This window comes from Tenacibaculum sp. FZY0031 (assembly GCF_036350695.1).
In the GTDB taxonomy this organism is placed as follows: Bacteria; Bacteroidota; Bacteroidia; order Flavobacteriales; family Flavobacteriaceae; genus Polaribacter.
In genome coordinates this window covers 492917-505383 of record NZ_JAZDVY010000001.1, presented here as the reverse complement: position 1 = coordinate 505383, position 12467 = coordinate 492917, and the positions used below count along the sequence as shown (strand labels likewise).

Genomic DNA, 12467 nt, shown 5'->3' with positions numbered 1-12467 from the left:
ATCACAGTAGAAGACACGGTAGCCCCAGAATTTGTAGAGACTTTACCAGTAGCAGAAATCACGGTAAGTTGTGATAACATTCCAGTGATGGAAACTTTAACAGCAACCGATAATTGTGATGCATCCGTAACAGTTAATTATGCTGAAGAGTTTGCGGGGCAAGATGATGCCTGTGCATCAGAATATACCATCACAAGAACATGGACAGTGCAAGATTGTGCAGGAAATAGTACATCACATACTCAAGTAGTAACGGTAGAAGATACTGTAGCTCCAGAATTTGTAGAAGCATTACCAGCAGATACAACCGTGAGTTGTGATGCCATTCCAACAGCTGTAGTTTTAACGGCAACCGATAATTGTGATGCATCCGTAACAGTTAATTATGCTGAAGAGTTTGCGGGGCAAGATGATGCCTGTGCATCAGAATATACCATCACAAGAACATGGACAGTGCAAGATTGTGCAGGAAATAGTACATCACATACTCAAGTAGTAACGGTAGAAGATACTGTAGCTCCAGAATTTGTAGAAGCATTACCAGCAGATACAACCGTGAGTTGTGATGCCATTCCAACAGCTGTAGTTTTAACAGCAACCGATAATTGTGATGCATCCGTAACAGTTAATTATGCTGAAGAGTTTGCGGGGCAAGATGATGCCTGTGCATCAGAATATACCATCACAAGAACATGGACAGTGCAAGATTGTGCAGGCAATACTACATCACATACTCAAGTAGTGACAGTAGAAGATACTGTAACTCCAGAATTTGTAGAAGCATTACCAACAGATACAACCGTGAGTTGTGATGCCATTCCAACAGCTGTAGTTTTAACGGCAACCGATAATTGTGATGCATCCGTAACAGTTAATTATGCTGAAGAGTTTGCGGGGCAAGATGATGCCTGTGCATCAGAATATACCATCACAAGAACATGGACAGTGCAAGATTGTGCAGGCAATACTACATCACATACTCAAGTAGTGACAGTAGAAGACACCGTAGCTCCAGAATTTGTAGAAGCATTACCAACAGATGTAACGGTAAGTTGTGATGCTATTCCAACAGCTGTAGTTTTAACGGCAACAGACAATTGTGATGCATCCGTAACAGTTAATTATACAGAAGAGTTTTCTGGACAAGAAGAAGGATGTGCTTCAGAGTATACCATCACAAGAGCATGGAGAGTACAAGATTGTGCAGGTAATGAAACTTCGCATATGCAAATACTTACTGTAGAAGACAATGAAGCACCAACTTTAGTGTCAGTATTAGAAGATATAACAGTTGCATGTGATAATGTTCCTGAAGTTCCAACATTAGAATTTACAGACAATTGCTCATCAAATGTAACACAAACAAACTTTGAAGAAACAAGTACGTTTGATGGCAGTGATAGTGATTATACAATCACAAGAACATGGACAGTTACGGATGACTGTGGTAATGTAGCAGACTTTACGCAAAATATAACAGTAACAGTCAATACAACAGTAACTGAACTAGCTGACTCAAGATGTATCGATGACGGAACGATTGATTTGAATGACTATTTAGCAAATCAAAGTGAAGATGGAACTTGGGAAGTAACTCAAGGAAGTGTAACAATATCTGATGACGGAAGTTTTGATCCGTCAGGATTAAACTTAGGAGATTACATCTTTACATATACATCACCAAATAATGGATGTTTAATAGCAACAAAAGTTACCATTAATATAAACGACGATTGTATAGTATTGCCATGTGGACAAGAAGATGTGGTCATATCTAAAGCAGTAACCCCTAATGGAGATTCATGGAATGAATTTTTTGAAATTACAGGAGTTGAATCCTGTGGATTCGTAGCCAATGTAAAAATATTTAACCGTTGGGGTGCAAAAGTATTTGAATCAAACAATTATGCAAATAATTGGAACGGAACTTCAGATGGAGCTACGTTTGGAGGAGCTGAAAGACTACCAGCCGGTACATATTACTACATTGTAATATTAGAAAATAGTGGTTTAAAACCATTTACAGGAGCAATTTACTTAGGAACCAAATAATATTATAGCTATGAACCATAATTACAAACTATTACAGGCAGTTATTGTGCTGTTTTTTGCAACAGTTTTAACAGTTCAATCACAACAGCTACCACAATTTACTCAGTATATGTATAATACAATTTCTATTAATCCTGCCTATGCAGGAAGTAGACAAGTGTTGAGTATTGTTGGATTGCACAGAAGTCAGTGGGCGGGACTAGATAGAGCACCAGAAACACAAACATTATCTATTCACACACCACTTAGAAATGATAAAATAGGGTTGGGGTTATCCTTTATAAATGATCAACTAGGATATGAAAATTTCACTTATTTATATGGAGATTTTTCGTATACCATTCAACTTAATGACGATATAAAATTGGCTTTTGGACTTAAAGCAGGGGTTACTCAATACAATATTGATGATGCTTTGATTGCAGCCGAAGGATCAGATCCAGGAATTTCTGGAATTCAAAATAGATGGGAACCAAATATTGGTAGTGGATTGCTGCTACATACCAACAAATGGTATGTGGGGCTTTCTGCCCCAAGGTTATTAAATATAGACCATAATGATTTAGAAATTAATGGAATTAATTATGGGGTTGTAGATAGGGTAAGTTATTACTTAACAGGAGGATATGTTTTTGACTTAAGTGATAATGTAAAGTTTAAACCAGCTACATTAATAAAAGCAACTAATGGAGCTCCAGTATCATATGATATTACAGCAAACTTTTTATTCAATGAAAAGTTTTGGTTAGGAGGTTCATACAGGATAAATGAAGATACAGGAGCTTTAGGAGCTTTAGTAGATTTTCAGGTATCTCGTCAGTTTAGAATTGGTTACGCTTATGAATATCCATTATCAGACATTAATCAGTATTCAAATGGAACACATGAAATATTATTAATGTTCGAGTTGCATAAAGTAAATAGAGTTAAATCTCCTAGATATTTTTAAAAAGCATAGTTATGAAGACAAAAATTACACTTTTAATCTTAATTTTTTCATTCTCCTATTCATTTTCTCAGAAGAGAGTCGCGGATAAGTTTTATAGAGATTATGCCTATGTAAAAGCTGCTGAGTTTTATGAAAGCGCAGTGAAAAAAGGAGACAGTACCACCTATACATTAGCAAGACTTGGAGATTGTTATTATAATAATTCAGATTCAAAAAAAGCAGTTCATTGGTATCAATTAGCAGCAAAAAGTGAAGATGGTTTAAGTAATGAAAATATTCATAGGTACGTACAATCATTACGAAGTATTGGAGCATATGAAAAAGCAGATGAATGGTTGCAAAAATTACCTGATGCTAAAGGAAGTTTATCAAAAGAAGGTTATGAAAAACTCATGACTTTGAATAACGATACGATTAATATTTACAATTTAGAAGTTAATACCAAAAATTCCGATTTCGGACCTTATGTAATAGGAAATAAATTTGTTTTCTCATCAGCAAAAAATAATAAAGGCAAAATTTATGAATGGAATAATGAGCCTTATTTAGACTTATATGAAGCAAAAATAAATGTAGAAAATGGAATAAAAACGATAGAAGCTGTTGTGCCAATTACCTCCTCAAAAATTAATACAAGTTTTCACGAATCAAGTGTGGCTATTACAAAAGATGGAACCACTATGTACTTTACCAGAAATAACTTAAACAAAAGAGATAAGTTAGATTATGATAAAGAAGGAACATCTCACTTAAAAATATATAAAGCCACACTGGTTAATGGACAGTGGGACAATATTGAAGAGCCTTCGTTTAATGATGAAGTATATTCAAGCGGGCATCCAGCATTAAGTCCAGATGAAAAAACACTGTATTTTACGTCAGACAGACCTGGAGGCTATGGTTTTACAGATATTTATAAAGTAGCCATTTTACCAAATGGAACTTATGGAGATCCTGTAAACATGGGAGATAAAATTAATACTGCTGGTAAGGAAATGTTTCCATATGTGGCTAAAGATTATACGTTATATTTTTCTTCAGATGGATATGCAAATTTAGGACTGCTAGATATTTATAAATCTAATTTATTAAATAATAATTCATCAGAAGTAAAAAATTTAGGAGCACCTTTTAATAGTGGATATGATGATTTTGCATTCTTTTTAAATGAAGATAACAAAACAGGGTATTTTTCATCGAATAGGCCAGGAGGAAAAGGACATGATGATATATATAGTTTCGAAAAATGTAAGCAGTTTATTTCTGGAAAAGTATTTGACAAAAGAACAAATGAGCTGTTAGCAGAGGCGCTAGTAGAATTAGTTGATACTACAGGAAAAGTGCTAGAAACAATTACTACAAAAGAAGATGGTTCATACTTTTTTGAAGTTAATTGTGGAAAAAAGTATGTTCTTAGAGGTTCAAAAAATGATTATAAAGACGATTTAAAAGATGTATTAACGACAAACGAAGACAATAAAAATATAGAGCTAGACCTGTATTTAACTCCTTTAATTATAGGTAATGAGATAGTGATAGATCCGATATTTTTCGACTTTGATAAGTGGAATATTCGTCCAGATGCAGCCTATGAGCTAGAACACATAGTAGGCGTGTTAAAAAATCACCCGAAAATGATTATTAAAATTGAAGCTCATACTGACAGTAGGGGAAGTGATCGTTATAACGAAATTTTGTCGGATAAGAGAGCCAAATCTACTAGAGATTATATTTTCTCAAGAGGGATAGCTACCAATAGGATAGAAAGCGCTATTGGTTATGGAGAAAAGCAGTTGGTAAATAAATGTTCCAACGGTATTCCTTGTACAGAAGAAGAACATCAAGAAAATCGACGATCAAAATTTATAATCATTAACGATTATAAATAGCAAAATAAGTAATTAGTCTCCCGTAGAGTAGTTTTCTTTAGCCCCGATTCAATGCGCATATTGGATTGGGGTTTTGATTTACTTCACTATTCTATTTCTTGACAAAAATATTGGTAAAAAACCATTTGCCGTTAGCACTTTTTTCAGCGGTAACTTCAAAGTGAGTGTAATCACCTTCAATATTTTCTTTATGTCCATTGCTTTTAATCCAAGCATTAACTACCGATTCAGCGGTAGAATAACCATAAGCCACATTTTCACCTACCTTAATTGCATCAGCGTTTTCAGCTAAATACTCTTTACGTTGGTAAAAAAAGTCGTGTGAAACTTCGTCCTTTTCAATCATGTAATTAGTATGATTGCTTGTTTGCGACTTAATAGTTTGTAACTTGTTTAGTGAAGAAAAGCCATTATTAACCCTATAAGAGTTAATGAGATTTAAAATGTCTGCCTCAATCGGTTTTTCACTGATGTTAGTTGACACTTCTGGGGTACTGTCAATTATCTCGGCTTCGTTAGAAGAGCAAGACGTTATTATTAGTGCACAAAATAACACCAATAACTGGAGGGGGTAGTTATTCATGATTATAGGGGTTAAGGGGTTAATCAAAAAACGTTGTAAAGATATGACGAAAACTTAATACAAAACAAGTTAATTGTATGTGTTTGAGGTAAAAAGGGGCTTTTTCCTGTGACTAGATAGCCTGTTTTATAAAGTCTTCATACTCGTAAAAAAACAGTTCAAACTGTGTCATGGTTTCAACATAAAACTCATAACAATCTCGCCACGTATTTTTATTGTGAATACTGAATTTTTTATCAAAAGGGACGTAAATTCTACGAATAATTTTGTGATTGTCTAGCTCAAAGTTGTCATCAAAAATAACCTCAGACAAATACGCACTTTCCAGTATGTTTTTTAAAGAAAGTAGCTGATCATAAAGTAATTCATTGGCTATGTCTTCAGGATGTTCAAAATCTAAACAAACAGAAGCTTTTTTTCTATCCGCTTGAAATTTAAAAGCAACCCCTTTTATCTTGGTATTGTATAATAGCCATTTTCTAGGAAAAGACTTTCCAAAGCTTGTCCAAAACTCTTTACGTAAACGAGCAGATTCTTCTTTACTGAACATTTATTTTAGTTATCAGTTATCAGTTATCAGTTATCAGTTATCAGTTATCAGTTATCAGTTATCGGGGTAATTAACTCATGAAACTTTACCCGTGAACTTTAGCAGTTTTACCTCTCTCTTTCATCATTTCTGCTTCAAAAGCTAACAACCCCTCCCATTTTTTATCAACTATTTCACGATCCATATACTTACGAGCATACCCCAAAAATAAAGTATAGTGATTTGCTTCCGAAACCATTAAATCTAAATAAAACTTAGCTAATTGTTCATCTTCCATATTATCAGCAAAAACTTTAAAACGCTCACAGCTACGTGCTTCTATCAAGGCAGCAACCAAAAGTCGATGAATTAGGGCTTCTGTTCTGTTGCCTGTGTGAGGAAAAAACTTTTGTAATCGTAAAGCATAGTCATTTTTAGTAGCTTGCCCTAAAACCATACCTCGCTCTATCATTATATTATGTACCATTCTAAAATGTTCCATTTCTTCAATAGCAATATCGCTCATATCCTTTACAAGTTCAGTTTCTTCAGAGTAATTGATAATAATTGACACGGCATTCGAAGCTGCTTTTTGTTCAGCAAAAGCATGGTCGGTTAAAAGTTGTTCTAATCCGTTTTTAGCAACTTCAACCCATGAAGTTGCTGTGTCAAATTGTAATCCAAGCATAATGTGTAATTGAGGCTGTAAAAGTAAAAAATATAAGTGCTAATTGTATATGAAATAGTCTAAAAATAGCTAGATTTGTTGTTAAAAAAAACTCTTAATAAAATTGCTCAAAAATATTGTTTTAATGACGAATACTAAATGAATTACTACAAATTCTAAATAGCTAAGCAGATAAAAAATATTTTTCAGTAGTTTTAGGTACCATAGAGAAAGACAAAACTCCTAAAAGAAATGAAACTACAGTTATTTAAAAAAAAGAAAAAGATTCTTAGTGTATTGGCATTGACCTTTTTAATGCTTATTGCTAATTCATGTAAAAAATCGGTTATCACAGAAAGTAATGTTAACGCGTTTAGTGAGTACATTAGTGTTTTTCCAGATAAACTGATATCAGTAACACCAAACTTAAAATTTGTCTTAAAAAAGAAGGGAACAGCAAACTTTGATGCAGCTGAAGTTATTACGACAAAGCCAGCCATAAAAGGAGAAGTAGTTGTAAACGATAACGAGCTAGTTTTTGTACCTGCTGAAAAATTAAAAAGCAATCAAGAATATTTAATAACCCTTCATTTATCAAAATTATATGAGGATATTGATGAGAGCCTAGAGAACTTTACTGTTAAAGTAAAAACGAAAGAATTATTATTTAATGTTTCTCTACAATCTCCAAGTGTTTATACCAAAAATGTATACGCAGTTGAGGGTGAATTGACAGCTAGCGATATTATTGAAACAGACAAAATACCATCTTTGGTCAAAGCAACCTATAATGGAAAGACAAAATCTATAAAGTTTAGCACTGTTGGAGAAGTAAGTTCTAAGGTTTATTTTAAAATAGACAGCATACAACGTTTTGAAGACGATAAACAATTAAAGGTAGAATGGACAGGAGCCCCAGTACAATCAGAATCTAAAGGGAGTAGAGAAGTAACGATAACAGGGAAAAATAACTTTAAAGTATTAAGTGTAGATGTTGTTGATACCGATAAGCAACATATTGAAATAAGTTTTTCAGACCCAATACAAAAAACTCAAAACTTAAAAGGACTTATCCAGTTTTTAAATACTCAAAAAAGAGCCTTTACATATAAGGTTAATAATAATAAAGTAACAGTATATCCTAAATCATCATTTGCACAAAAAGTTGAGATAGAAATATTCAAAGGAATAAAGAGTGTAGATGGTTATGCTTTAAAAGAAAATACAATTAAAACCATTTATTTTGAAGAGTTAAAGCCTGCTGTAACCTTTATAAAAAGTGGATCCATACTCCCAAATTCTAACAATTTAAAAATAAATTTTAATGCTGTAAATTTAAAAGCGGTTGATGCAACTGTTTACAAAATTTATAAAGAGAATGTACTACAGTTTTTACAGTATAATGAGTTAAGTAACCAAGGAAACTTACGTTACGTAGGGCGTCCAATAGCAAAATATACAGTAAACCTTGGTAATCAAGGATTGGATTTAAGTAAAGAAAATGCTTTCGCAATTGATTTAGCAGATATCGTAAAAATAGAAAATGGAGCAATGTATAGAGTTGAGTTTTCTTTTAATCAAGATTACTCAAATTACAAATGTGCAGAAGGGGGGGCAACCAAAACTATAGTTTTCGGAAAAAAAGAAATAGCTACAAAAAGTTATGATAACCCTAATTATTATGACGATTACTATTACGATTATAGCTGGAGAGATAGAGAAAATCCTTGTACCACTTCATACTACTACAATAAAAAAATCAGCACAAATATTTTAGCTACAAACATTGGTGTTATCGTTAAAAAAGGAAACAATGCTAAAATAGTAGTAGCAGTTACGGATATACTTACCACTGAAGTTATTGATGGGGCTAAAGTAACGTTATACAACTTACAAAAACAACCAGTAGCATCAGCAGTTACCAATAAAGAAGGTGTTGTTTCTTTTTCTGATGTTGCTAATGCCTTTTTTGCAGTAGTTACTAAAAACAACAGCACAACTTATGTGAAGCTGAAAGATGGCGAAGCGCTGTCTATGAGTAAGTTTGATGTTTCTGGGGTAAAATTACAAGAAGGAATTAAAGGGTATATTTATGGAGAACGTGGAGTTTGGCGACCAGGCGATCAACTATTTTTAACTTTTGTTTTAAATGATAATGCGAATCCAATTCCAGAGGAACACCCTATAAAATTCGAATTAATTAATCCACGAGGAAAGATAATCGATAGAAAAGTACTTCCAAAAAAATCAAATAATGTATACGGGTATGCTCCAATAACAAGCCAAGAAGCGATTACTGGGAATTGGAAAGTACGTGTAAGTGTTGGAGGAGCTGTTTTCAACAAAATAGTAAAAGTTGAAACTATAAAACCGAATCGTTTAAAGATTAAACTAGCTACAGATTCAGAATTCATTAAAGCAAACTCAACGATTACAGGAAATGTAGAAGTAAAATGGTTACACGGAGCAATAGCGAGAGGATTAAAGTTAGATATCAACGGAAAATTTTCACAAACCAATACGGAATTTTCAAACTTCAAAAACTATAATTTTGATGATGTTACTCGTCGATTTGGAACAGAAGAGTTTAAAGTACTAAAAGGAAGTTTAAGTAATGAAGGAACGACAAAATTTTCGGTAAAGCCTAAATTAGATAGTAAAGCTCCAGGGATGTTGAAAGCAAGTTTTATTACCAAGGTATATGAAAATGGAGGAGACTTTAGTACCGATGTATTTTCTAACAAAGTGTCACCGTATACCTCGTATGTAGGATTACAAGATGCCGAAGAGCCACAATCTAAAAACTATTTATTTACAGATGAAGAGTATACTTTTAATGCAGCTTCAGTAAATGAAGAAGGAGTAGGAATAGCAAATACTTTAGAAGTAAATGTATATAAACTATCATGGCGTTGGTGGTGGAGTACCTCTGATAATGGATTGTCTAGTTACGACGGTACACGTTATCATGAACCTTATAAAAAACTGAAAGTAACAACAAACGCAAGTGGTAAAGGGACTTTTAAATTAAAGGTTGATGAAAATGATTGGGGGCGTTATTTAATAAAAGTAAAAGACTCAAAAAGTAAGCATGTTACCTCAAATGTGGTGTATTTTGATTGGCCTTCTTGGTATGCTAAGAAAAAAGGAAATCAAGATAAGAGCAATGCTACGATGTTGGTATTTACAACCGATAAAGAATCGTATGAAGTAGATGAAAAAGCAACAGTGAAGTTTCCATCTTCAGAAGGAGGAAAAGCATTTATAACAATAGAAAACGGAACCGAAGTACTAGATCACTTTTGGGTACCAACACAAGCACAACAAACAACGTTTAGTTTTCCTGTAAAAGCGAGTTATACACCAAATGTGTTTGTAAATATATCGTTGCTACAAAAACATAGCCAAACAGTAAACGATTTACCAATTCGTATGTATGGTTCAATACCAATGTTGGTACATAATCCTGCAACGAAATTAGAACCAAAAATTCAGTTAGCAGACGAGTTACGACCAGAATCAACAGCTACCATTCGAGTAAAAGAGGAAAAAGGTAGAGCTATGACCTATACCATTGCATTGGTAGATGAAGGATTGTTAGATTTAACACGTTTTAAAACTCCGAATCCTTGGGGAGTGTTCTATGCACGTCAATCTTTAGGAGTAAAAACTTGGGATATTTTTGATGATGTAATTGGTGCGTATGGAGGAAAAGTAAATCAGATATTAAGTATTGGAGGAGACGAAGCAGAAGCAGGAAGTAAGAATCGAAAAGCGAATCGATTCAAATCAATGGTTACCTATTTAGGGCCTTTCGATTTAGAAATGGGAGATATTAAGGAGCATAAAATTAAAATTCCTAAATATGTAGGATCTGTTCGTGCTATGGTAGTAGCGACTGATACTAAAAAAGAGGCGTATGGGAGTGATGAAAAAACAGCTTTTGTACGCAAGCCAGTTATGATTTTAGCATCATTACCTCGTAAGATTACTCCACAAGAAACCGTTACCTTACCAGTTACTGTTTTTGCCATGAAACCAAACATTAAAAATGTAAAAGTTACCGTACAACCTAACGAAGCATATACTATTGAAGGAGATAAAACACAAACTGTTTCATTTAGTCAGCCAGATGAGAAAATGGCGTATTTTACCTTAAAAGTAAATGATTTTAAAGGAATTGGTAAAGTGAAAATAGACGCAAGTTCAGGAAGAGAAAAAGCGTCTTACGAAGTGGAAATAGATGTGTTGAATCCAAATCCAGTAACCACAGAAGTAAAAGATGTCGTATTGAAATCTAATGAAGCAGGGGAGATTAACTTTACAAGCTTTGGAACCAAAGGAACGAATGCAGCTACGTTAGAATTATCAACCTTACCACCCATGAACTTTACCAAGCGTTTGGGATACTTAATTCGTTATCCACATGGGTGTGTAGAGCAAACAACCTCTGGGGCTTTTCCGCAGTTATTTTTACCAGAATTATTTGAATTGCCAAAAGAAAAGATAGCTTCAACTGAAAGAAACATCAAAGCAGCAATTCAACGCTTATCTGATTTTCAATTATCTAATGGAGGATTGTCGTACTGGCAAGGAAATAGTACCGCGGATAGTTGGGGAACGTCTTATGCAGGTCATTTTATGATAGCAGCAGAGAAGAAAGGATATGTGTTGCCTATTGGATTCAAATCAAAATGGATAGGATATCAAAAGCAACAAGCACGTAATTGGAGAAATAACTCACGTTATTACAACAACTCTTTATCACAAGCATATCGATTATATACGTTGAGTTTAGCAAATAGCCCTGATTTAGCATCAATGAACCGTTTACGCGAATCAATGGGAGTTTCAGATGAAGCAAAAATGAGATTAGCAAGTGCGTATGCTTTAATAGGTAAAAAGACCATCGCAAAATCCATTTTAAAAGAAATAACCGGTTATACCTATACAAAACGATATTATACAAACTATGGTTCTGAAACTAGAAACAAAGCAATGTCTTTAGAAACCTATATGCTACTGGATGATGAAACGAAGTCAATAAAATTAGCAAAAGAAATAGCTGAAGATTTATCTAGTAACAATTGGATGAGTACGCAAACAACAGCCTATAGTTTATTAGCAATGAGCCAGTATGCTCTAAAAAATGGAGGTAGTGATGGAATTAATGTCAACTATATTTTAAATAAGGCATCAGGAGAAGCAAGTACTTCAAAATCGTTGTTAGCAAAAGAGTTGATAGCTATTCAAAAAGAGAATACATTAAAAATAACAAACAAAAACAACGGAGTTTTATATGTACGTGTGCTAAACAAAGGAATTTTACCTGTAGGTGAGGAAAAAGTATTCCAAAAGAATTTAGAAACTACTATTACATATAAAACAAAAGAAGGGACTCGTATTACCCCAGATAATTTGTCACAAGGAACCAACTTTGTAGCAGAAGTTACGGTGAAAAACCCAACAAGTGAAACTATTGAAAATGTGGCATTGACACAATACATTCCTTCAGGATGGGAAATTGTAAATACTCGTTTTACTGATTTTGGAAATAATACAACGTCTTCAAAAGTAGATTATACAGATATACGAGATGCAAGTATCAGTAACTATTTTACCTTGAAAAAATATGAAACCAAAACATTTAGAGTGTTGTTAAATGCGTCGTATTTAGGTGAATATTATTTGCCAGGAGTACAAGTAGAAGCGATGTATGATAATGACTATATAGCTCGCACCAAAGGAGAATGGATTAAAGTGGTGAAGTAGTTTATAAATAATTAAATGAAATAAAA

Annotated in this window: 7 protein-coding genes; 4 read left to right on the top strand and 3 right to left on the bottom strand. The window is 33.6% G+C overall.

The genetic code is table 11. The features are described 5' to 3' along the window. From V1T75_RS02335 to V1T75_RS02325, 3 genes are all read left to right on the top strand, one after another. Positions 1-2052 (top strand): HYR-like domain-containing protein (locus V1T75_RS02335; RefSeq protein ID WP_330486947.1); only part of this gene is annotated, 2052 nt, incomplete at its 5' end. Positions 2053-2062: 10 nt separating this feature from the next. Then, entirely contained in the window at positions 2063-3001 is a 939-nt protein-coding gene (locus V1T75_RS02330) for a PorP/SprF family type IX secretion system membrane protein (protein ID WP_330486946.1), read from the top strand. An 11-nt stretch (positions 3002-3012) separates the two neighbouring features. Next, positions 3013-4890, top strand: coding sequence for an OmpA family protein (locus tag V1T75_RS02325; protein WP_330486945.1), 1878 nt, complete (start codon positions 3013-3015; stop codon positions 4888-4890). A 91-nt stretch (positions 4891-4981) separates the two neighbouring features. Here the strand turns inward: V1T75_RS02325 and V1T75_RS02320 are convergent, their stop codons facing one another. The 3 genes from V1T75_RS02320 to V1T75_RS02310 all read right to left on the bottom strand — a co-directional run bounded on the left by V1T75_RS02320 (position 4982) and on the right by V1T75_RS02310 (position 6690). Next, positions 4982-5473, bottom strand: coding sequence for a CAP domain-containing protein (locus tag V1T75_RS02320; RefSeq protein WP_330486944.1), 492 nt, complete (start codon positions 5471-5473; stop codon positions 4982-4984). Positions 5474-5585: 112 nt separating this feature from the next. Next, on the bottom strand, positions 5586-6023 hold the full coding sequence (locus V1T75_RS02315) for a DUF4268 domain-containing protein (RefSeq protein ID WP_330486943.1): 438 nt from the start codon (positions 6021-6023) through the stop codon (positions 5586-5588). 85 nt (positions 6024-6108) lie between these two features. Further along, a complete protein-coding gene (locus V1T75_RS02310; RefSeq protein WP_330486942.1) occupies positions 6109-6690 on the bottom strand; it encodes a tRNA-(ms[2]io[6]A)-hydroxylase in 582 nt (193 codons plus the stop codon). 231 nt (positions 6691-6921) lie between these two features. Here V1T75_RS02310 and V1T75_RS02305 point away from each other — a divergent pair, with 231 nt between their 5' ends. Then, positions 6922-12441: an alpha-2-macroglobulin family protein gene (locus V1T75_RS02305; protein WP_330486941.1), complete on the top strand. Its 5520-nt coding sequence runs from the start codon at positions 6922-6924 to the stop codon at positions 12439-12441. Positions 12442-12467: the final 26 nt, after the last annotated feature.